This is a genomic window from Streptomyces sp. NPDC005962 (genome assembly GCF_040629205.1).
Lineage (GTDB): Bacteria > Actinomycetota > Actinomycetes > Streptomycetales > Streptomycetaceae > Streptomyces.
On sequence record NZ_JBEXVE010000003.1, the window covers coordinates 257,214 to 279,285 of the forward strand.

The following is a 22,072-nucleotide window of genomic DNA, read 5'->3' on the forward strand; positions in this document are numbered from 1 at the left end:
AAGGCCCGCCGCCCGCACCCGCGGTGCAGCGCATCCGTTTGCGTTACACCAAGCGCGGCCGCCTCCGGTTCACCAGCCATCGCGACTTCCAGCGCGCCTTCGAGCGGGCGCTGCGCCGCGCCGAGGTGCCCATGGCGTACTCGGCGGGCTTCACCCCGCACCCCAAGGTGTCGTACGCCAATGCCGCACCCACCGGCACCGGCAGTGAGGCCGAGTACCTGGAGATCCAGCTCACCGAGGTGCGGGACCCCGAGACGCTGCGGACGCTGCTCAACGAGTCGCTGCCCGACGGACTCGACGTCACCGACGCCGTCGAGGCCCGCACCTCCGGGCTCGCCGACCGGCTCCAGGCCTCCGTATGGGAGATCCGGCTCGACCGGGTCGCCCCGGCGGACGCCGAACGGGCCGTGGCCGCCTTCCTGGAGGCAGAGGCCGTCGAGGTGGAGCGCCGGACGAAAAACGGCATGCGCACCTTCGACGCCCGCGCCGCGGTGGCCCGCCTGGAAGCGGTCGCAGGTCGGGGCGATAGGCCTGGCGACGGTGGCTGTGCGATACTGCGGCTGGTAGTACGGCATCTGACACCTGCCGTTCGACCCGACGACGTCCTGTCCGGTCTCCGCGCCACGGCCGACCTGGCGCCGCCGGTCCCCGCAGCGGTGACCAGGCTGGCGCAGGGGCTGCTCGATGAGGAGTCCGGCACGGTGACCGACCCGCTCGCGCCCGATCGCGAGGCAGTTCAGGCCGCCCCACCCACGGCCGCCGAGCTGACCGCCGCGATGGCGGCGCCGGAAGGTTCCGCGTAAGGACCGCCGTCGACGCGCCGCCCAGGCACTTGGGAGCCACCCGGGTCCGGCAGGCGCACTGACCAGGAGACTTTCGCCGGTCCCGGCCCTGAAAAACCGGCCCGGCGAGCGATACGACAGCTCCCGTGCGGCGCCCGCGCCCCGGACGGCGGAACCCGCGCAGCGCGTGAGGTTCGGCCGGAAGCAGGCGCGGCGCCCGGGAGCGTGACGGGAGAACCGCCCGCATGCTCGAGCCCATTGAGCCGACCGAACCTATCCAGCCCCAGGGACAAGCCGCGCAGCGCGTCGCCGCCCCCGGGGATTCCCTCTCACCCAGTGACACCCTGCCGCCGCGCCGCCGCCGTGCGGCCTCCCGGCCCGCCGGTCCGCCGGTGGGCGGCGTGAGCGACGCCGAGGTGACCGCGCCCGCCGTACCGGCCATACCGGCCGAGTCGATCGCCGCCGGTGCGGCCGTGTCCGCCGCGGAGGCGTCAGCCGTGTCCGTGTCCGCCGCGTCCGAGGCCTCCGACGGTGACAGCGTTTCCGCCGCTCCGCCCGCCCGTGCGCGTCGCAGGGCGACGCGCAGGACCACCGCCCCGGCGGGTGCGACGGAGGCCGCGGAGACCGTGGTCCCGGCGGACGCCCCCCGCGCCGCCGAGCCCGCCGAGGTCCCGGCCGCCGCGTCGGAGCCCGCTCTGCCCGCCCGTGCGCGCCGCCGGGCCACCCGTAAGGTGACCGCCCCGGCCGCCGCGCCGGAGGCCGCCGAGACGGTGGTGCCGGTGGAGGAGACCGCCGCGGAAGCGTCCGCGGAACCGGCCGAGGCCGCCGCCGAGTCCGCCCCGCCCGCCCGTACACGCCGTCGGGCGACGCGCAAGGCAGCGGCCCCGGAGGGCGCCCCGCAGGCGGAGCCCTCCGACGTGGACGCGTCGTCTGCGGCGGCCGCTGGTGGCAGTGGCGACGAGAGCACCGCCCCAGCCGCAGTCGCAGCCGATGCCCCGGCCGACGAGGCGCCCCGTGCCCGTACGCGCCGCCGTGCCGCCCGTAAGGCGTCCGCCCCGGCCGGTGCGCCGGAGGCCGCCGCCGACGAGCCGGGTGCCGAGGCCCCGGCCGCCGAGACCGCTCCGGCCGAGCCCGTGTCCGCCGAGCCCGCCGCCGCCGAAGCCGAGGCCTCCGCGGAGGCCGCTCCGGCGCCGCGTACCCGCCGCCGGGCGACCCGTAAGACGGCCGCCGCCGCGGCCAAGGCCGCCGAGGCCACCGAAGAGCCCGCCCCGGAGGCCGCCGAGGCCGCTACGGAGGAGAGCGCCGAAGAGGCGCCGCGCTCCCGTGCCCGCCGCCGCGCCACCCGGAAGACGGCCGCCGAGGAGCAGCAGCCCGAGCAGCGGGCCGCCGACGGCGCCGCCGAGCCCGAGGGCGAGCCGGAGACCGCGCCGCGCGGTGGCCGCCGCCGGGCCGCCCGCCCGCCGACAGCGGTGTTCCAGGCGCCGGTCTTCACCGAGCCGGTCTTCCAGACCCCGGAGAGCGCCGCCGCCGAGGCCGCCGCGTCCGCCGCGGAAGAGGCCGACGAGGCCGAGGAGACCGAGGACACTCAGGAAACCGGCGCGACCGAGAAGCAGAGCACGACGGCGACCGCCGAGCCGGTGGCCCCCGCCGCGGGCGGCCGCCGCCGCCGGCGCCGCCGGGGCGAGCCCGTCGAGGAGCGCCCGGCGGAGGCCGAGGAGCCCGCCGACGAGACCGAGGACGCCGAGCAGGACGGCCGTCCGGCCGACCGAGAGCAGGGCGACGACGAGTCGGGCGACCGCCCGGCCCGCCGCCGTCGCCGTGGTGGCCGTCGCCGCCGCCGGGGCGAGGCCGCCGACGCCGAGGGCGCCGAGGGCCGTTCCGAGGGTGAGGACGGCGCTTACGACGACGAGGCGCAGGCCGAGGGCGAGACCGGCGAGGAGCCGGGCGCCGACGAGGAGTCCGCCGACGCCGGTGAGTCCGCCGGTGGCGGCTCCAGCAGCAGCCGTCGCCGCCGCCGTCGCCGCCGTCGCAGCGGGGACGGCGCCGACGGGGAGTCGGGCGGTGACGACCCGGAGCGTACGGTCGTCAAGGTCCGGGAGCCGCGCGAGCGGCGTGCGAAGGACACCGAGTCCAGCGTGGACGAGGTGCAGTCGATCAAGGGCTCGACGCGTCTGGAGGCGAAGAAGCAGCGCCGCCGCGAGGGGCGCGAGCAGGGCCGCCGCCGGGTGCCGATCATCACCGAGGCCGAGTTCCTGGCCCGCCGCGAGGCGGTCGAGCGGGTGATGGTCGTCCGGCAGAACGGCGAGCGCACCCAGATCGGCGTGCTGGAGGACAACGTCCTCGTCGAGCACTTCGTCAACAAGGAGCAGGCCACCAGCTACGTCGGCAACGTCTACCTGGGCAAGGTCCAGAACGTGCTGCCGTCGATGGAGGCCGCCTTCGTCGACATCGGCAAGGGCCGCAACGCCGTGCTGTACGCGGGCGAGGTCAACTTCGAGGCGCTGGGGCTCACCGGCGGGCCGCGCCGTATCGAGACCGCCCTGAAGTCCGGGCAGTCCGTGCTCGTCCAGGTCACCAAGGACCCGATCGGCCACAAGGGCGCCCGGCTGACCAGCCAGGTCTCCCTGCCCGGCCGCTACCTGGTGTACGTCCCCGAGGGCTCCATGACGGGCATCAGCCGCAAGCTGCCCGACACCGAGCGCGCCCGGCTGAAGCAGATCCTCAAGAAGATCGTCCCCGAGGACGCGGGCGTGATCGTCCGCACCGCCGCGGAGGGCGCGAGCGAGGACGAGCTTGCCCGCGACGTCCAGCGGCTGCAGGCGCAGTGGGAAGAGATCAAGAAGAAGGCGAAGAGCGGCAACGCTCCGACGCTTCTCTACGGGGAGCCGGACATGACCGTCCGGGTCGTCCGCGACATCTTCAACGAGGACTTCTCCAAGGTCATCGTGAGCGGTGAGGACGCCTGGGAGACCATCCACGGCTATGTCTCGCACGTCGCGCCCGACCTGGCCGACCGGCTGCAGAGGTGGAACTCGGACGTCGACGTCTTCGCCACGTACCGGATCGACGAGCAGCTGATGAAGGCGCTGGACCGCAAGGTCTGGCTGCCCAGCGGCGGCTCCCTGGTGATCGACCGGACCGAGGCGATGATCGTCGTCGACGTCAACACCGGGAAGTTCACCGGCCAGGGCGGCAACCTGGAGGAGACGGTCACCAGGAACAACCTGGAGGCGGCCGAGGAGATCGTGCGCCAGCTGCGGCTGCGCGACCTCGGCGGCATCATCGTGATCGACTTCATCGACATGGTGCTGGAGTCCAACCGCGATCTGGTGCTGCGGCGGCTGCTGGAGTGTCTGGGCCGGGACCGTACGAAGCACCAGGTCGCGGAGGTCACCTCGCTCGGCCTGGTCCAGATGACCCGTAAGCGGGTCGGCCAGGGCCTGCTGGAGTCGTTCTCCGAGTCCTGCGTCCACTGCAACGGCCGCGGCGTGATCGTCCACATGGAGCAGCCGACGGTGGTCGGCGGCGGTGGCGGCGGCAAGCGCAAGAAGAAGAAGTCCGGCGGCCAGCAGGCGCCCGCGCCGGAGGAGACCGCCGTGGCCGAGGCCGAGGCGCCCGAGGCCGCCGAGGAGGTCGCGGCGGAGGTCGCGCAGCCGAAGGCGCTGCCGGAGCCGGCCTTCGCGGTCGACGAGGAGCTGTACAGCAGCGCCGCCGAGGCCGAGGCGGCCGCGGGCCGTGGGCGTCCCCGGCGCCGGGCGACGCGCAAGGTGTCCGCTCCGGCGGGTGCGCCGAAGAGCGCCGAGCAGCAGCCGGAGGCCGTGGTCGTCGTGGCGGACGAGCCGAAGCCGGAGGCGCCCGCCGAGGCGCCCGAGGCCGCCGCTCCCGCCGCCGAGCCGGAGGCCGCCGTGGAGGCCGCTCCCGCGCCGCGTACGCGCCGCCGGGCGACCCGGAAGGCGACCGCTCCGGCGGGCTCGCCCACGGGCTCCGAGGATGCCGCCGTGGTGGTCGTCAGCGCTCCCGCGGCGGAGCCGGAGTCGGACCCGAAGCCGGAGTCGGAGCCGGAGGCCGACGGCGAGGCCGAGGCACCCGCGAAGAAGACGGCCCGTAAGACGGCCAAGAAGGCACCGGCGAAGAAGACGGCCGCCAAGAAGACCGTCGCGAAGAAGACCGCGTCGAAGACGACGGCGGCCAAGAAGGCCACCACGAAGAAGACGACGGCGAAGAAGACGACCACCAAGAAGGCGGCGTCGAAGAAGACCGCGGCGGCGGAGCAGCAGACGCCGCAGTCGGTCTCGGCCTCCGCCGACGACTGAGCAGGACGCAGAACGAGAGCCCGGAGGCTGCCCGCGCACGTGCGTAGGCGGCCTCCGGCCTCTGGTAACCTTGACCCTCGGCGTCCTACGCCAAGCCCCTGAGCACATCCCTTCCGCTTCGCGGGAGAGGCCGCTCGGCCGGTGCTGAACCGCGAGAAGTCATTCGGGGAATCACTCGGTTGTCATGACCTTCATGGGGTCATGTGGAGCGGCTGGCATCAGAGGTCCCGTTTACTAGCGAGAGAGTGAGAACCGCGTGTACGCAATCGTGCGCACCGGCGGCCGCCAGCAGAAGGTAGCCGTGGGCGATGTCATCGAGGTCGACCGCATTGGAACCAGCAAGGTCGGCGACACTGTCGCCCTCTCGACTCTGCTCGTTGTCGACGGCGATGCCGTCACCAGCGATCCGTGGGTTCTGGCCGGTGTGAAGGTTCAGGCCGAGGTCGTGGACCACCACAAGGGTGCCAAGATCGACATCCTGAAGTACAAGAACAAGACCGGTTACCGGAAGCGGATCGGCCACCGTCAGCTGCACACCGCGCTGAAGATCACCAGCATCGACTCGGCTGCGAAGTAAGGGACTGAGGAGACATGGCACATAAGAAGGGCGCATCGTCCACTCGGAACGGTCGCGACTCCAACGCCCAGCGGCTCGGGGTCAAGCGCTTCGGCGGCCAGGCCGTCAACGCGGGTGAGATCCTGGTCCGCCAGCGCGGCACGCACTTCCACCCGGGCACGGGCGTCGGCCGCGGCGGCGACGACACTCTGTTCGCGCTGGCCGCCGGTGCGGTGCAGTTCGGCACCCACCGTGGCCGCAAGGTCGTGAACATCGTTCCGGTCGCCGAGTAATCACGGCACCGGCACGACGCCACACACCTTTCCGAGGGCGGACCGCTCTTCCCCGTGACGGGGAAGCGGGTCCGCCCTCGGCGCGTTACGCAGGTAACGACGAAACACTTACCCGTACGTATCTGGAGGCACCCGTCATGACCACCTTCGTGGACCGCGTCGAGCTGCACGTCGCCGCGGGTAGCGGAGGCCACGGCTGCGCCTCCGTACACCGTGAGAAGTTCAAGCCGCTCGGCGGCCCGGACGGCGGTAACGGTGGCCGGGGCGGCGATGTGATCCTGGTCGTCGACCAGTCGGTCACCACGCTGCTGGAGTACCACCACAGCCCGCACCGCAAGGCCACCAACGGCAAGCCCGGTGAGGGCGGCAACCGCTCCGGCAAGGACGGCAGCGACCTGGTCCTGCCGGTTCCGGACGGCACCGTCGTCCTCGACAAGAAGGGCAACGTGCTCGCCGACCTGATCGGCGAGGGCACCACCTTCATCGCCGCCCAGGGCGGCCGCGGCGGCCTCGGCAACGCGGCCCTCGCCTCGGCCCGCCGGAAGGCCCCCGGGTTCGCGCTGCTGGGCGAGCCGGGCCACACCGGGGACGTCGTCCTGGAGCTGAAGACCGTCGCGGACGTGGCCCTCGTCGGCTACCCGAGCGCCGGCAAGTCGTCGCTGATCTCGGTGCTCTCGGCCGCCCGGCCGAAGATCGCCGACTACCCCTTCACCACGCTGGTGCCCAACCTCGGCGTGGTGACGGCCGGTTCGACCGTCTACACCATCGCGGACGTGCCCGGCCTGATCCCGGGCGCCAGCCAGGGCAAGGGCCTGGGGCTGGAGTTCCTGCGCCACGTCGAGCGCTGCTCGGTGCTGGTACACATCCTGGACACCGCGGCCCTGGAGTCCGAGCGCGACCCGCTGACCGACCTCGATGTCATCGAGGCCGAACTCGCCGAGTACGGCGGCCTGGAGGACCGGCCCCGGCTCGTCGTCCTCAACAAGGTCGACGTCCCCGACGGCAAGGACCTCGCCGACATCATCCGTCCGGACCTGGAGGCCCGCGGCTACCAGGTCTTCGAGGTCTCGGCCGTCGCCCACCTCGGGCTGAAGGAGCTGTCGTTCGCCCTCGCGGACATCGTCGGACAGGCGCGGGCGGCCAAGCCGAAGGACGAGGCGACCAGGATCGTCATCCGCCCGAAGGCCGTGGACGACGCGGGCTTCAAGGTCGTCGCCGAGGACGGTTTCTACCGCGTCGTGGGCGAGAAGCCCGAACGCTGGGTCCGGCAGACCGACTTCTCCAACGACGAGGCCGTCGGCTACCTCGCCGACCGGCTGAACCGCCTCGGCGTCGAGGAGGAGCTCGTCAAGACGGGCGCCCGCGCGGGCGACGAGGTCGTCATCGGCCCCGAGGACAACGCGGTCGTCTTCGACTGGGAGCCGACACTCGCGTCGGGTGCCGAGATGCTGGGCCGCCGCGGTGAGGACCACCGCTTCGAGGAACCCCGCCCGGCGGCGCAGCGGCGCCGCGACCGGGACGCGGAGCGGGACGACGCGGACGAGGAGTACGAGTCGTTCAAGCCGTTCTAGGCGGCCTTCGGGCCCGGATGGGGATGGACTGCCCCCGTCACGGGCCCTGACGGCCCCTGTCGGCCGCGAGCGGCTGGTTTCACGACAAGGGCCCGGGAGCGATGCTCCCGGGCCCTTACGCGCGCCGTGGCGCGTGAGATGGTCTCAGACCGTCGCCGTCTCCTCCGGCTCCGACGGTCCGGCCTCGAGCTCCGCCTCCTCGGCCGCGTCCCGGGCCTCCCGCTGCGACGGGATCTCGTCCGTCAGTCGGGTGGCCATCCGCGCCCGCCGCTCGTCGGCCTTGTCGCACAGCGTCTGCGCGGCCCCGTCGAAGCGCGCCAGGGACGGCGGGTCGGACGGCCCGAGCAGATGCACCTTCAGCTCGGCGCGGGCGGCCGCGAGGGTGTCCTTCTCGGGGTCGCGGACGGTCTCCAGCAGCTCCGGAACCTCCGACGCCTCGGGCGCGAGGATCGTGGCGGCGCGCACCGTGGGGAAGTTCGCCCGGAACTCCTCCTCGGTCAGCCCGCTGGTGTTCGCCACCGCGTACGGCTTCTCGCTCGTCAGGTAGTCCGAGACGACGCTCGACACATCGCTGATCAGCACGTCGGCCTGGTTGAAGCAGGTGAAGATGGCCGGGCGCGGCCCGGTGACGATCTGGTGCTCCCAGTCCGGCAGCGACGCCCAGTAGGCGCTCTCCCAGGCGGCGGTGGCCGCCGCCACGCCCGCGGCGCGGTTGTCGTCCGGGGCGCCCTGGAGCCTCATGCGCTCGATCTCGTCCGCGCTGCGGCGGAAGGCGGTGCTGGTGAGCTGGTTCAGCTCCTCGGTGCGCCGGTTCAGCTCGGCCGCGGCCTCGGCGGGCTGACGGGCCCCGCCGCGCCGGGTGTTCGCCTCGGCGATCATCGCCCTGATGCGGTCGTCGGCCAGGCCGGCCCGCCGGTCGACGGAGCCGGTCATCGGGTGCGGCTTGTACAGCAGCCGCACCTTGGGGTCGGCGAGGAGCTCGCGGACGATGTTCTCCCCGGCCAGGATGACCGAGGTGTTGCCCGGGTTGCCGTCCCAGCCTTCCCAGGTCGGCGCGTACAGCACGGTGGTGTACGCGCCGGTCGGTACGCCCGCGTAGGGGCGGATCGGCGCCAGCTGCGGGCGGCCGACCTCGACCACGTCCTTGTCCTCGACGCCGATGTCGGCGAGCTGGTAGCGGTCGCGCGCGGCCGGGCCCGCGACCCACACCTCGTCGTACGCCTTGGCGTACGGGTTGCAGCTGGAGAGCTTGTCGCTCTCGCCGTGGTTGATGAACGCGTGCTTGATCGAGGGGATGCGCAGCACCTGCGAGGTCTTGCCCGAGTTGGCCGGGTGCAGCATCACCTTGAGCGTCGAGTGCTCGATGCGCATCAGGTGGGCGACCTTGGGGAGGCAGAGGATCGGGATGTCCGTCGCGTCGATCTTCTGCACCATGAACCGCTCGCGCAGCACGATGATGGGGTTGCCGTCGAGCGAGGCGAGGGTGGAGAGCCACATGTTCGCCTGGTACGCGGAGCTGGTGCCGCCGGAGAAGTACATACCCACGGTCGGCCGGTAGTCGGCCAGCCAGGTGTCGAGCCACTCCAGGGCCTTCGCCTCGCTCACCGCGCGCTTGCGCGGCAGCAGCCAGGTGCCCAGGTGGACGGTGCCGACGATGCCGATCAGCAGGGCGATCGAGAGGCCGACGGCGCCCCAGACGGCGTCCTTGGTACCGGCGGTCAGTAGCAGTCCGGCGGTGGCCGGGGCGGCGAGCCGCAGGATGCGGCGGCCGTGCTGGCGGGAGAACAGCCGCGGCGGGGCGTCGCTCAGCCGCAGCGCGGACGCGTCGATGTTGCGCGTGACGAACGGCAGCTGCCGGGTGCGGCGGACCATTATGGCGGCCGCCTGGCAGGCGAAGTGCACGACGTAGAACAGCAGCAGCCCGACGGTCAGCGGCGCCTGCTCGTGGAGCGGATTGATTCCCTCTATCCGCAGCAGTCCGACCATGATGAGCATGTCGCGGAACAGCTGGCGCACCGTGATGTCGAAGCGGACCTTGCCCAGCAGCGACAGCAGACCGGGCTGCTTGTGCTGCAGGAAGATATCGAGGGCGAGGCCGCACGCCGAGGCGGCGATGAAGAGCGGTACGTTCGGAAGCACGGCGCCGACGAGCTGCGTGGTGAAGAACACCACCATGGCGAGCAGCGCCGTGAGCTGTACGACCCGGCGTGGGGCGAATCCGGCTGAGGGCACGGGTTGGGCTCCTGGCGGGAGGGCGATGGGCGGGTGGGGGGACCCCTGACCGTATGCCGCGCTCTGGCCCGGTGACAATCTGCGCAGGTGCCAACCGCCCTTAAACGGGTTCAAACGATCTCCCGGCGCCGCACCGCCATCTCACGGTGATCTCTCCGCGATCTTCCCGAGACCTCAGGCTCTGGAGGGCGGCCCGTCACGGCGGTGAAATGGCCGGGCGGCCATGGGCCCGGCTCACGTAGATTGCCCCCTTGTCATGATGTGAGTGTGCGGGACACGCGTTCCGCGAGGTGTGCGTGAGAGCCGGGGACCATCCCGGGATGAGCAGGGGAGAGGCGTGGCAGTGCACGACGGGTCGGCGGTACGGGACGAGGTGGCCGCGGCCCGCAGGATCGTGGTCAAGATCGGTTCGTCTTCCCTCACCACCGCGGCAGGGGGGCTGGACGCGGACCGGGTTGACGCGCTGGTGGACGTGCTCGCGAAGGTGCTCGGCCAGGACATGAGCGGGACCGGTGCCAGTGCCGGGGTCGGTGCCGGTGCTGCGGACGGCAAGGAGATAGTGCTCGTCTCCTCCGGGGCCATCGCCGCCGGACTCGCCCCCCTGGGCCTGGAGCGGCGCCCCCGCGACCTCGCCCGCCAGCAGGCCGCCGCGAGCGTCGGACAGGGCCTGCTGGTGGCCCGCTACACCGCCTCCTTCGCGCGCTACGGGCGCCGGGTCGGCCAAGTGCTGCTCACCACGGACGACACCAGCCGCCGCGCCCACTACCGCAACGCCACCCGGACCCTGGACCAGCTGCTGGCAATGGGCGCCCTGCCGATCGTCAACGAGAACGACACCGTGGCCACCGACGAGATCCGGTTCGGGGACAACGACCGGCTCGCGGCCCTGGTCGCCCATCTCGTACGGGCCGATCTGCTGGTGCTGCTCTCCGATGTGGACGGGCTCTACGACGGAGACCCCAGGGCCCCCGGCGCCTCGCGCATCGACGAGGTCAGGGGCCCGGGGGACCTCGTCGGAGTCTCGATCGGCAGCGCGGGCCGCGCCGGAGTCGGCACCGGCGGCATGGTCACCAAGGTCGAGGCGGCCCGGATCGCCGCCGCGGCCGGGGTTCCCGTGGTGCTCACCTCCGCCAGCCGGGCCGGGGACGCCCTGCTGGGCCGTCCCACCGGTACGTACTTCCACCGCACCGGCCGCCGCTCGGCCGACCGCCTGTTGTGGCTCGCCCACGCCTCGGAGCCGCGCGGCGCGCTCACCCTGGACGACGGGGCGGTGCGGGCCGTCGTGGAGCGCCGCACCTCGCTGTTGCCCGCGGGGATCGCGGCGGTGGAGGGCGAATTCACCGCCGGGGACCCGGTCGAGCTGCGCGACACCGAGGGCCACGCGGTGGCCCGTGGACTGGTGAACTTCGACGCCAAGGAGATCCCGCGGCTGATCGGCCGGTCGACCCGAGACCTCGCCCGCGAGCTGGGCCCCGCTTACGAGCGTGAGGTCGTGCATCGGGACGACCTGGTGGTGCTCCACCGACCCGGATGACGTTCCGCTTGGGTTCCCCATGGGTTCCAAGCGGGTTGGCGGGTTGCCTCGCGTGACCGGGTTCCGCGCCCCGGAGGCGAGCCGAGCCCCCGAAAAAAGGGGGCTTACCTTCCGCAAAAACGCCCCGCGGCCGCGCGAGGACTGGTCAACTTTGTTCAACGGGGTCGCGCGGGCAGCGGGCCCGCGGTGGGAGTACGGCACCATCGCCACAGTGCTCCGCCCGCGCGTGAGCGGAGCAGCGAGCTACAGGAGGCCGCCGGTGAGACGAGGGCGCCCGGGGGCGCCGCCCCGAGGGGCGGCGGAGCGCACCCTGACCAGTGTCGGGTTGAACGGTGTCGGCGTGAACGGCGCCGGGTCGGGCGACGCCGGGACGGATGACGCGCCGACGCAGGGCAAGCGACGTGTCGAGGTGTCCCGGCTGTGGCACATCACTCTGAGCGTCTCGGGTACCGAGGCGCCGCTGCGGGAGGTCCGGCGGGCTCTGGAGCAGCTGGCCCATGACCATCCGTTCCTGCTGACCAGCCGCTACGCCAACGATCACGCCGAGATCCGTTACTGGGAAGAGGCGCGTGATCTGCACGACGCGGCGGCGGTGGCGCTGCGGCTGTGGGGTGAGCACCGTTCCACGGCCAAGCTGCCGCCGTGGGAGATCGTGGGCCTTGAGGTCATCGACCGTGATACGTATCACCAGCGCATCGCGGAGGGGTACGGGCCGCCGCCGGCCTCCCCGGTGGGCGTGCACCCGTTCTGAGGCGGCCCGCTGAAGAGCCGGTGCGGTGCTTCGAGATGTGAGAAGGCCATCTCGAAGAGCGGAATACCTGAGGGCCGGCCGCGCTCGGCTCAGTAGGCTGCCTGCATGACCAGCGCACCCACGTCGCCGCTCACCGACCCTTGGCCGAAGTCTCCCGTCCTCCAGACCGCCTACCGGGCACGAGCCGCGGCCGTCGACCTCGCCCCACTGCCGCGCGCCCTCAAGGACGACGCGCTGCTGGCGATGGCCGACGCGCTGGAGGTGCGGACGAAGGAGATCGTCGAGGCCAACGCCCACGATGTGGAGCGGGCCCGGGAGGCGGGCACGAGCGAGTCGATCGTCGACCGGCTGACCCTCACCCCGGAGCGGGTGCGGGCCATCGCCTCCGATGTGCGCGACGTGGTCGCGCTGCCCGATCCGGTCGGCGAGGTGGTGCGCGGCTCGACCCTGCCCAACGGCATCGACCTGCGCCAGGTGCGCGTCCCGCTGGGCGTCGTCGGCATCATCTACGAGGCCCGCCCGAACGTCACCGTGGATGCGGCGGCGCTGTGCCTGAAGTCGGGCAACGCCGTACTGCTGCGCGGCTCTTCGTCGGCGTATCACTCGAACAGCGCGCTGGTGAAGGTGTTGCGGGACGCCGTGGGCGGCGCCGGACTGCCCGCGGACGCCATTCAGTTGGTGCCGGGGGAGAGCCGGGAGTCGGTGCGTGAGCTGATGCGCGCCCGCGGCCTGGTGGATGTGCTGATTCCGCGAGGCGGTGCCTCGCTCATCCGTACGGTGGTCGAGGAGTCGACGGTTCCGGTCATCGAGACCGGCACCGGCAACTGCCATGTGTATGTGGACGCCCAGGCCGATCTGGACATGGCCGTGGACATCCTGGTGAACTCCAAGGCCCAGCGCCCCAGCGTGTGCAACGCGGCGGAGACGCTGCTGGTGCACCAGGACATCGCCGCGGAGTTCCTGCCGCGCGCCCTGGACGCGCTGGCGGCGGCGGGCGTCACGGTGCACGCCGACGAACGGGTGCTGGCGCTGGCCGAGGCCGAGGGGACGAAGGCCACGGTCGTCCCGGCGGCGATGGAGGACTGGGAGACCGAGTACCTGTCGTACGACATCGCCGCGGCGGTCGTGGACTCCCTGGAGGCCGCGGTGGCCCACATCGGACTGTGGTCCTCCGGTCACACCGAGGCCATCGTCACGACGTCGCAGGCGGCCGCCCGCCGCTTCACCCAATTGGTGGACTCCACCACGGTCGCCGTGAACGCGTCCACCCGCTTCACGGACGGCAGTCAGTTCGGCTTCGGCGCCGAGATCGGCATCTCCACCCAGAAGCTCCACGCCCGGGGACCGATGGGACTGCCCGAGCTGACGTCGACCAAGTACATCGTCACCGGCGACGGACACACCCGCTGAGTCACCCGTTCGGGGGATGAGCGAACCCGGAGATCAACGGGTGGATCTTCCCCCGAATACCATTTTGCCCTGCCCAAATTGACCCGTCCGGTCTACTCTGAATGGGTGCCGGACGACGTGGGGGGCAAGCCGTTCCCGAACGGCGACGAACCCGAGGACCGCAGCCACGGGGAGGCGAACGACGAGTTCGCCACCGTGGTTTTCGACGAGGACTTCGTACGGTCCGCCGTCATCCATGAACCCACCGCCGTCGAACGGATGCTGGCCGCCGCGCAGGCCCGTGCCGATGCCGAGGCGTCCCGGCGCAGCAGAGCCGGGGGCTCCCCCGAGGACGAGCTGTTCGACGACGCGTACGGTCCCGACGGCGAATTCGGGGACGGCCCGTACGACGACTATGCCGACCCGGACGGCCGCTTCGGCCCCGGCCGGGAGCTGGGCGGCGCCTACGGGCCGTACGGGCGCTACGGGAGCGCCGGGCGGCCCTACCGAGGCCATGCCCGCTGGCATCGCCCGGTGGCCTGGCTGCTGGCCGTCCTGATGGGCATCGGGGTGGTCGCGCTGGCCTTCACGGCGGTCTACCGGGGTACCTCGGGCAACCGCCAGGACCCGTCCCCGCCGCCCGCCACCAGCGGGGTCGACGGCACGCCATCGGCGCGGCCGGGCGGTAAACCGGCCGTGCGTTCCGTACCGACCGTGCCGTCCGTGCCCTCCACGGCTGCCGAGCGCGAGGAGCCGCCCGCCTCCGTCGTGCCGCGCTCCCCGTGACGGCGCGGTCCGTGGTGAGGGAGTGGTGCGTCACACCCCCCGCCGCGTCCCCGTAGCACGTCGCGCCGTATGCGGCGTTTCCTCCGCACGCTGCGTGAAGTTGTGGAGTACCACCGCGTTTACCGCTGCCCCCCGCGACCTACTCTTGAGGTATGACCGGGCGTGGAGACCCTCCCGAGGGGACACCCGAGGGCGTCCCGGGAGGTGGTGAGGACGAGTACCGCTCCGTCGTATTCGACGAGTCCTTCGTTCGTGCTGCCCGGCTCCAGGAGTTCTCCGCCCAGGAGCGCATGGGCGATCACGCGCCCGCGGTGCGCAGCCGCCACGCCTGGGCCCGCGCCGGGGCGTCGCGGCAGGCCGTCGTCCTCGTCCTGCTGATCGCCTTCGCCTTCGCCGCGGCCGTCTACATGGGCGTACGCCACCCCTACCAGGCCCCCGCGCCGCAGGCCGTCGAGCCCCTGCGCAGCAGCGTGGTGCCGCTCTCGCCGCGCGGTGAGGTGGCGGGAGGACGGCCCTCGGAGCTGTTCCGGGAGAGCCCGGCCGCCGCGTTCCGTACCGGCGCCGAGGGGGTCACCCTGCCCGTCGTCCGGCGCACCCAGGGCTTCTCCGAGAGCCAGGTGATGGAGGCGCTCACCACGGCCAAGGACTACGTGGTGAAGTCCACCCTCGACCCGGGTGTGCTCACCGGCGGCCCGGTGCAGCGGGTGCGGCTGCTGCTCGATCCCGCCCAGCAGCTCCAGTTCGACCAGAGCTTCGAGCACCCGGTCGACGACGGCCGCCACGCGGCCACCGGCTGGCTGACCCGCTTCAACCCGGCCGAGGTGACCTTGGCCAACGCGCCCGTGCGGGTGCACGGCACGCTGACGGTCGTCGAGCGCACCCCCTCGACCCTGGAGGTCAGCGCCGACCACGTCTTCGTCTACGCGATCCAGCGCGCCCACGAGCGGGCCCAGGACCACGCCTCGCTGTACACGGTCCGCCGAGAGACCCGGTTCCGCTTCGACCGCGGGGATCTGCGCGACCACCGGGTGGAGCTGGTGCACAGCTCCGTGCTGGCGGGCCCGCAGGCGTGCGCCGCGAACGCCTCCGGCTATCTGCGGCCGCTGGTGGCCGGGCAGAGCGTCCGGAACGACGCCCCGGTCGGCACCGACCCGTACGCCCCGGGCCGCACCCCGGTCTCCCTCTGCGGCGTGCTCTCCCCGGGCACGCATCTGGGGCCGTAGCGCCCCGTAACGCCGCGTAGCGCCCGTGCGTCAGGCCTGGGGTGACCCGTCGCCCTCGGAGCCCTCCTGGCGGCCCTCCCGGCCGTCTCCGCTGTCGCGGCCCTCCCTGCCGTCCTGGGCGTCCCGTGGGGGTGTGCCCTCGGTGGTGTCCCCGCCCTGCCCGCCGCCGCCCGCGAACCGGTCGCGCAGCTTGCTGCCCAGGTCCCCGGCGCCGCCCGCCACGTCCCGTACGAACGCGATCAGCGGGTCCTTGCTGGTGCGGACCGACTCCGCGTAATGGCTCGCCGACTCCCGGAAGGAGTCGCTGACCGAGGTGTCCTTGTCCTCGTCGCGGCGCGGGTAGTGGCCGTCCATGAGCCGCTGGAAGTCCCGGCTCGCGGCCCACCGCTTCAGCTCGGCGGCGCGCACGGTGGTGAACGGGTGGCTGCGCGGCAGCATGTTCAGGATCTTGAGCACGGAGTCCCGCAGATCACCGCTGGTCTCGTACTCCTCGGCCTGCTCCAGGAAGGCGTCCACGTTCATCTCGTGCAGATGGTGGCCGCCCGCGAGCTTCATCAGCCCGCGCATCGAGGCCCGCAGATCCTGCCCGACCAGCAGCCCCGCCCGGTCCGCCGACAGCTCCGACTTGCGGAACCACTCGCGCAGCGCCGTCACCAGGGCCAGCACCGCCACATTGCCGAGCGGAATCCAGGCGACCTTCAGCGCGAGGTTGGTCAGGAACAGCAGTATCGTCCGGTAGACGGAGTGCCCCGACAGCGCGTGGCCCACCTCATGGCCGATGACCGCCCGCATCTCCTCCGCGTCGAGCAGCTCCACCAGCCCGGTGGTCAGCACGATGATCGGCGCGTCCATGCCGATGCACATGGCGTTCGGCTTCGGGTCCTGGGTGACGTACATCGCCGGAACCCGCTCCAGGTCCAGGATGTAGCAGGCGTCCCGCAGCATGTCGTGGAGGTGGGCGAACTGCCGGTCGCTGACCCGCACCGAATCGGACAGGTACAGCAGCCGCAGGCTGCGCTCCGGCAGCAGCCCGCTCAGCGCCTTGAAGACGGTGTCGAAGCCGGTCAGCTTGCGCAGCGCGACCAGCGCCGAGCGGTCGGCCGGATGTTCGTACGCACGTGAGGAAATGCCCGGGAATCGCCGCCTCTCGCGGCCTGGCACATGTTCACGTCCTTCCCCGGCGCCGCTCCCGTCGCCGGTTCCCTGCGTGTGGTCGTCGCTCATCGGTCCCCCTCGTGCGGACTGTTCCCGGGATTTCCCGGGAGTGCCTCGGTCGTGCCCGTCCCCCTGGCGGACCCCACCTTAGGCCCTGACCGGCGGGGGTCTAGCGTGGAGACATGCCCGATATGACTGGCCTCACCGCCGTGCTCGCCGCCACTTCCAAGGACCAGGGACCGGGAGCGCTGCTGCGCACCGTCATCGTCGTCGGCGTCGTGGGCTCCGTCCTGGTCGCGTGGTTCCTGCTGCGCGGGTACAAACAGGACTGAGGGCGGGCCGAGCCAGGACTGCGAGCAGGTCTGGAATCCGGCTCGCATACGATGTTGCGGACGTGACGTGACGCCGAGACCCGGATAGGTATCGCCTGCGATGAGCGCTTTCAGCACCGCACATGCTGCCCTGACCACCCTGGCGAGCGAGGGCGGTGAGCACGTGGACACCCACGAGAGCATCAGCCCCTACATGACCGGCGGTGCCGCTCTGGTCATCCTGTTCCTGTTGCTGTGGATCACCACGCGCTTCAACCGGGACCGCTGACCTGGGCCGTTGCCTCTTCGGGTCCCGGCTTCGAGCCGGGCCCAGTAGGGTCTGCACGCATGGAAGAGGAGAAGGGGCCGGCCAAGCGGCGGCTCGGTGTGATGGGCGGGACGTTCGACCCGATCCACCACGGTCACCTGGTCGCGGCGAGCGAGGTGGCGTCGCAGTTCCACCTGGACGAGGTCGTGTTCGTACCGACCGGGCAGCCGTGGCAGAAGAGCCACAAAAAGGTTTCCCCGGCCGAGGACCGCTATCTGATGACGGTCATCGCGACCGCGTCGAACCCGCAGTTCTCGGTCAGCCGTATCGACATCGACCGCGGCGGTGCGACGTACACCACGGACACGCTCCGGGATCTGCGCGCGCTGAACGGTGACGCGGACCTGTTCTTCATCACCGGAGCGGACGCGCTCGCCCAGATCCTCACCTGGCGCGACGCCGAAGTGCTGTTCTCGCTCGCCCACTTCATCGGGGTGACGCGGCCCGGGCACATACTGGCCGACCCGGGACTGCCGGAGGGCGGGGTGTCGCTGGTCGAGGTTCCGGCGCTGGCGATCTCGTCGTCGGACTGCCGGGCGCGTGTCGCACACGGCGAACCCGTCTGGTACCTGGTGCCGGACGGTGTGGTGCGGTACATCGACAAGCGAGAGCTGTACCGGCACGACTGCTGAAGGGGCACCGGTGAACGACGGACAGGACCCGTACGACCCGTACGCGCGGGAGCCGTATGCCCAGGAGCCGCAGATCTACGGCTACGACGCCTATGGGCAGCCGGTGTACCAGCCTCAGGGGACGCAGCAGGGTTACGACCCGTCGTCGTACTACGGGCAGCAGCAGGGGCAGGGCCAGGGTCAGCAGGACGGCTACGGCTATGGCTACGACTACGACCCGTACGGCCAGGCCCAGCAGGCACAGCAAGCCCAGCAGGCGCAGACACCGTATCCGCAGACGCAGCCGTACGACCCGTACTACGGACAGCAGCAGCACTATCCGCAGCACGTCCAGCAGCCGGGGCAGCAACAGCAACAGGGACAACAACAGGGACAGCCGGGGCAGCAGGAGCAGTACGGGCAGCAGAGCTATGCCTACGCCGCGCCCGCCCCGCCCGCCGCGGCCGAGGAGGACGAGCCGAACCCGTACGAGGAGCTGGCCGAGCTGGACCAGGGGGAGCCGTCCCGCGGCGCCCCGGCCCCGGCGGCCCCCGCTCCGGACGGGCCCCGAAAGCCCGGCGGCGCGGGCAAGCCCGGCACGGACCCGGAGGACCCGGAGTACCGCACCGAGCAGTTCTCCTTCGTGGAGGAGCCGGACGAGGACTCCGAAGACGTCATCGACTGGCTGAAGTTCGCCGAGACCCGCTCCGAACGGCGTGACGAGCGCCGCCGCAAGGGGCGCAACCGGGTCGTCGCGCTCGTCATGGTGGTGGCCCTCGCCGCCGTGGGCGGGGTCGGCTACCTCTGGTACGCGGGCAAGCTGCCCGGTCTCTCCGCGGACGGCGGCGCCGCGGCGGCGTCCGGTCCGCAGAAGCGGGACGTGATCGTCGTCCATCTGCGGGAGTTGAAGGGCGGCCGCACCTCCACCGCGCTGCTGGTGGACAACGAGACGACCAAGAAGGGCACTACCGTCCTGCTGCCGAACGAGCTGTCCGTCTCCACCGAGGACGGCGGCTCCACCACGCTCGGCAAGTCGGTGACGGACGAGGGCTCCGACGCCACCCGGGACTCCCTGTCCACCCTGCTGGGCTCCAAGATCCAGGGCACCTGGCGGCTGGACACGCCCTATCTGGAGAACCTCGTCGAGCTGGTCGGCGGCATCACCCTGGACACCGACACCACCGTCCCGTCGTCCCGGAAGGGCGAGGACCCGCTGGTCAAGCGGGGCAAGGAGCAGGTGCTGAGCGGTCAGGCGGCTGTGGCGTACGCCACCTACCGGGCCCCGGGCGAGGCGCAGACCAAGCAGCTCACCCGGTTCGGCCAGGTCATGGACGCGTCCCTGAAGAAGCTCTCCAGCGATACGGGCGGTGCCACCAAGACCGTCGAGCGGCTGGCGCAGATCCCCGACCCGTCGCTGTCCGAGCAGCAGCTCGGCGCCTCGCTGGCGCGGCTGGCCGGACAGTCCAAGGGCGGCGAGTACGACACGATGATGCTGCCGGTCCAGAGCAACGGCACGCTCAGCGCCCAGGCGACGGACCGGGTGGTCAAGAACGTCCTCGGCGGCACGGTCAAGAACACCGACCCGGGCTCCGCGGCGCGGGTGAGCGTGACCAGCGCCGGCGGCGGCGCGGACGCGTCCGGCGCCGCCCGGGTCGCGCTGGTCAACGGCGGTTTCACGGTCGTCGCCGCGACCGAGGGCGGCGCACCGCAGCAGACCTCGCGGGTGACGTACGCGGACGCCGGGCAGGCCGGGCAGGCCAAGGAGGTCGCCAAGACCCTCGGACTGCCCGCCACATCGGTCAAGAAGGCCAAGGGCGCCGCCAACGCGGACGTGACGGTGGTCCTCGGCGCGGACTACGACCCTCAGGGCTAGAAGGTCCGGCGGGGCCACCGGCCGGGCATCGGCCGGGCACGGCGGGGCGGAACGGCCGCGAGGGGTGTCGGTGGGGCGTGAGACCCTTGGGGAACCAGACCCTGAGGGTCCCCCACCGACCGGAAAGCCTCGCTTGTGACCGCCACGGACCGCTCCATCGAGCTCATCAACGCCGCCGCCCAGGCAGCCGCCGACAAGCTCGCGCACGACATCATCGCGTACGACGTCAGCGACGTGCTCTCGATCACCGACGCCTTCCTGCTGGCCTCGGCGCCCAACGACCGCCAGGTCAAGTCGATCGTCGACGAGATCGAGGAGCGACTGAACAAGGAACTCGGCGCCAAGCCGGTGCGCCGCGAGGGCGACCGCGAGGCCCGCTGGGTCCTGCTGGACTACGTGGACATCGTGGTGCACGTCCAGCACAGCGAGGAGCGGGTCTTCTACGCCCTGGAGCGGCTGTGGAAGGACTGCCCGCAGCTGGAGCTGCCCGCCGACGCCCGGGCCACCCGCGGCAAGGCCGAGGAGCACGCGCAGGCGCAGGGCCCGGACGGCGGCGCGGGCGGTGAGCTGAGCTGAACGCCGCCATGACCGGCCGCGGCCGCCGCATAGTCCTGTGGCGGCACGGCCAGACGGCCTGGAACATCGAGCGCCGTTTCCAGGGCTCGCTGGACATCGAGCTGACCGACACCGGCGTCGCGCAGGCCCACCGCGCGGCCCGGCTGCTGGCCGGACTGCGGCCGGACGCGGTCATCGCCTCCGACCTCAAGCGAGTCAGGGCGACCGCCGCCGAGCTGGCGACCGTGACCGGACTCGCGGTCGCCCACTACGCGGGGCTGCGGGAGACCTACGCCGGTTCGTGGCAGGGGCTCACGCACGAGGAGATCATCGAGCGGTTCGGCGATCAGTACGCGGCGTGGAAGCGCGGCGAGCCGGTGCGGCGCGGCGGCGGCGAGCTGGAGTCCGAGGTGGCCGACCGGGCGGCGCCGGTGGTGCTGGAGGCAGCGGAGAAGCTGCCCGACGGCGGCACCCTCGTGGTTGTCAGCCACGGCGGCACGATCCGCACCACCATCGGGCGGCTGCTCGGCCTGGAGCCGCACACCTGGGAGGCGCTCGGCGGCCTCTCGAACTGCTGCTGGTCGGTGCTGGGCGAGGGCGCGCGCGGCTGGCGGCTGCTGGAGCACAATGCCGGATCGCTTCCCGAGCCCGTCCTCGGCGACGACGCCTAGCAGACCCCTCCCGGCCCGATTTCCTTTTCCGGCTGGTCACCGGCTAAGCTCCTTCTTGTTCGAAGCGCGGCGGCGCGGAGAGCAGCGGGGCTATAGCTCAGTTGGTAGAGCGCCTGCATGGCATGCAGGAGGTCAGGAGTTCAATTCTCCTTAGCTCCACAGATGGCGGCGATCCCGTCTCCCTCACCGGGAGGCGGGATCGCCGCTTTTGTGCATCCTCGCGTGGGTCGGCGTGCGCTGGTATGCGGCGGAACGGACCGCTGCCCGTCTCGCTTGCGGCCGCCCCCTGTTGACGTCGGCTCAACTCCGTCTGCCGCCGGGGTGGCTGGGTTCGGTCCGATCTTCCTGGGTAGGTTGGACGACACCGCACCGAGCGCGTGAGCTGTGCGGAAGTGGCGGTGTGCGGGGCGCTGATGAGTCTGGTGAGGCGTCTGTCGCATCTCCGCTGACCTGGGCGTCGCCCCGTGGCAGAATCGGACAGCCGGCGGGGGCGCAGGGCCGATAGTCCGATGGGGAGGGACGGGTGGGATGCCGACCAGCATCCTCGACGCGTTCGAGGACCTTTCCGAGACGGCTCGGGAGGGCATCGAATGTCCGTCCTGCGGTTCCGGCCATGTGGCTCAGGTGCTCGGCGACAACGGCGGTGTTTCCTACGTGTGTACGGCCTGCGGCCACAGCTGGAGCTGAGTGACATGGGAGCACACAGCCGGAAATGTGACTGGTGCAGCGGCGGCACACCCATCGTCCGCGACATGGAACCGCTCAACTCCGATTACCAGTACTGGTGCGCGGAGTGCGCCCAGGCGCTGATCATCAAGGGCGATCCGATCGAGACCTACCGGGAGCTCGAGGGCGAGCCGATCTACGGTCGGCTCCTCGAAGAGCACTGCACGCTGAAGCGTTTCTACTCGTTCGCGACGGCGTGAGGGGCGCGGGGCGCGGCCCCGGGGAATCGATTTGGCTAAAGCCCGGGGCGTCCGTGTAATGTAGGCGATGCCGCCGAGGGAAACCGGGCGGAACAGCAGGACCTGGGGCTATAGCTCAGTTGGTAGAGCGCCTGCATGGCATGCAGGAGGTCAGGAGTTCAATTCTCCTTAGCTCCACAATCCCAGGAGCGGGCTGTCCGGTGCGGACGGTC

Annotated in this window: 20 protein-coding genes and 2 tRNA genes; 20 read left to right on the top strand and 2 right to left on the bottom strand. The window is 71.9% G+C overall.

Features of this window, described 5'->3' with window-relative positions; all coding sequences use genetic code 11:
• Positions 1–23 precede the first annotated feature (23 nt).
• The 5 genes from ABZ370_RS07320 (at position 24) to obgE (ending at position 7,515) form a co-directional block, all read left to right on the top strand.
• The gene (locus ABZ370_RS07320; RefSeq protein ID WP_358617714.1) at positions 24–803 is read left to right on the top strand and encodes a TIGR03936 family radical SAM-associated protein; all 780 of its coding nucleotides are present in this window, start codon (positions 24–26) and stop codon (positions 801–803) included.
• 224 nt (positions 804–1,027) lie between these two features.
• Positions 1,028–5,095 (top strand): Rne/Rng family ribonuclease, encoded by a 4,068-nt coding sequence (locus ABZ370_RS07325; RefSeq protein ID WP_358617717.1) that lies wholly within the window; start codon positions 1,028–1,030, stop codon positions 5,093–5,095.
• A gap of 256 nt (positions 5,096–5,351) precedes the next feature.
• Positions 5,352–5,672, top strand: a complete 321-nt coding sequence (gene rplU, locus ABZ370_RS07330) for a 50S ribosomal protein L21 (protein WP_358617720.1) — start codon at positions 5,352–5,354, stop codon at positions 5,670–5,672.
• 14 nt (positions 5,673–5,686) lie between these two features.
• Entirely contained in the window at positions 5,687–5,944 is a 258-nt protein-coding gene (rpmA, locus tag ABZ370_RS07335; RefSeq protein ID WP_009717948.1) for a 50S ribosomal protein L27, read from the top strand.
• A 137-nt stretch (positions 5,945–6,081) separates the two neighbouring features.
• A complete protein-coding gene (obgE, locus tag ABZ370_RS07340; RefSeq protein WP_358617723.1) occupies positions 6,082–7,515 on the top strand; it encodes a GTPase ObgE in 1,434 nt (477 codons plus the stop codon).
• 144 nt (positions 7,516–7,659) lie between these two features.
• Here obgE and ABZ370_RS07345 read toward each other — a convergent pair whose 3' ends face one another.
• Entirely contained in the window at positions 7,660–9,747 is a 2,088-nt protein-coding gene (locus tag ABZ370_RS07345; RefSeq protein WP_358617726.1) for a hypothetical protein, read from the bottom strand.
• Between the two features lie 373 nt (positions 9,748–10,120).
• Between ABZ370_RS07345 and proB the strand changes: the two genes are divergently transcribed.
• The 5 genes from proB to ABZ370_RS07370 all read left to right on the top strand — a co-directional run bounded on the left by proB (position 10,121) and on the right by ABZ370_RS07370 (position 15,430).
• On the top strand, positions 10,121–11,281 hold the full coding sequence (gene proB / locus ABZ370_RS07350) for a glutamate 5-kinase (protein ID WP_358618348.1): 1,161 nt from the start codon (positions 10,121–10,123) through the stop codon (positions 11,279–11,281).
• A 259-nt stretch (positions 11,282–11,540) separates the two neighbouring features.
• The gene (locus ABZ370_RS07355) at positions 11,541–12,032 is read left to right on the top strand and encodes a hypothetical protein (protein WP_358617729.1); all 492 of its coding nucleotides are present in this window, start codon (positions 11,541–11,543) and stop codon (positions 12,030–12,032) included.
• 105 nt (positions 12,033–12,137) lie between these two features.
• Positions 12,138–13,442, top strand: coding sequence for a glutamate-5-semialdehyde dehydrogenase (locus ABZ370_RS07360; RefSeq protein WP_358617732.1), 1,305 nt, complete (start codon positions 12,138–12,140; stop codon positions 13,440–13,442).
• 105 nt (positions 13,443–13,547) lie between these two features.
• On the top strand, positions 13,548–14,207 hold the full coding sequence (locus tag ABZ370_RS07365) for a hypothetical protein (protein WP_358617735.1): 660 nt from the start codon (positions 13,548–13,550) through the stop codon (positions 14,205–14,207).
• Between the two features lie 152 nt (positions 14,208–14,359).
• Complete coding sequence (locus ABZ370_RS07370; protein ID WP_358617737.1) at positions 14,360–15,430, top strand: hypothetical protein; 1,071 nt, start codon at positions 14,360–14,362, stop codon at positions 15,428–15,430.
• A gap of 30 nt (positions 15,431–15,460) precedes the next feature.
• Here the strand turns inward: ABZ370_RS07370 and ABZ370_RS07375 are convergent, their stop codons facing one another.
• Positions 15,461–16,654 (bottom strand): M48 family metallopeptidase, encoded by a 1,194-nt coding sequence (locus ABZ370_RS07375; protein WP_358617739.1) that lies wholly within the window; start codon positions 16,652–16,654, stop codon positions 15,461–15,463.
• Between the two features lie 113 nt (positions 16,655–16,767).
• On the opposite strand from ABZ370_RS07375, the gene ABZ370_RS07380 reads away from it, so the two are divergent.
• The 10 genes from ABZ370_RS07380 (at position 16,768) to ABZ370_RS07425 (ending at position 22,037) form a co-directional block, all read left to right on the top strand.
• Complete coding sequence (locus ABZ370_RS07380; protein ID WP_167542520.1) at positions 16,768–16,917, top strand: hypothetical protein; 150 nt, start codon at positions 16,768–16,770, stop codon at positions 16,915–16,917.
• A 100-nt stretch (positions 16,918–17,017) separates the two neighbouring features.
• A complete protein-coding gene (locus tag ABZ370_RS07385) occupies positions 17,018–17,185 on the top strand; it encodes a hypothetical protein (protein WP_358617741.1) in 168 nt (55 codons plus the stop codon).
• 59 nt (positions 17,186–17,244) lie between these two features.
• Positions 17,245–17,856, top strand: a complete 612-nt coding sequence (nadD, locus tag ABZ370_RS07390; RefSeq protein WP_009717958.1) for a nicotinate-nucleotide adenylyltransferase — start codon at positions 17,245–17,247, stop codon at positions 17,854–17,856.
• Between the two features lie 10 nt (positions 17,857–17,866).
• Positions 17,867–19,708: an LCP family protein gene (locus ABZ370_RS07395; protein WP_358617744.1), complete on the top strand. Its 1,842-nt coding sequence runs from the start codon at positions 17,867–17,869 to the stop codon at positions 19,706–19,708.
• Between the two features lie 135 nt (positions 19,709–19,843).
• Entirely contained in the window at positions 19,844–20,284 is a 441-nt protein-coding gene (rsfS, locus tag ABZ370_RS07400; protein WP_358617746.1) for a ribosome silencing factor, read from the top strand.
• An 8-nt stretch (positions 20,285–20,292) separates the two neighbouring features.
• Positions 20,293–20,934 carry a histidine phosphatase family protein gene (locus ABZ370_RS07405; protein ID WP_358617748.1) on the top strand — a complete coding sequence of 214 codons (642 nt, stop codon included), beginning with the start codon at positions 20,293–20,295 and terminating at the stop codon, positions 20,932–20,934.
• A gap of 86 nt (positions 20,935–21,020) precedes the next feature.
• Positions 21,021–21,093: transfer RNA gene (locus ABZ370_RS07410), tRNA-Ala, on the top strand.
• A gap of 369 nt (positions 21,094–21,462) precedes the next feature.
• On the top strand, positions 21,463–21,621 hold the full coding sequence (locus ABZ370_RS07415) for a hypothetical protein (protein ID WP_358617751.1): 159 nt from the start codon (positions 21,463–21,465) through the stop codon (positions 21,619–21,621).
• Positions 21,622–21,626: 5 nt separating this feature from the next.
• The gene (locus tag ABZ370_RS07420) at positions 21,627–21,860 is read left to right on the top strand and encodes a hypothetical protein (protein WP_358617754.1); all 234 of its coding nucleotides are present in this window, start codon (positions 21,627–21,629) and stop codon (positions 21,858–21,860) included.
• 104 nt (positions 21,861–21,964) lie between these two features.
• Positions 21,965–22,037, top strand: a tRNA-Ala gene (locus ABZ370_RS07425).
• Positions 22,038–22,072 lie beyond the last annotated feature (35 nt).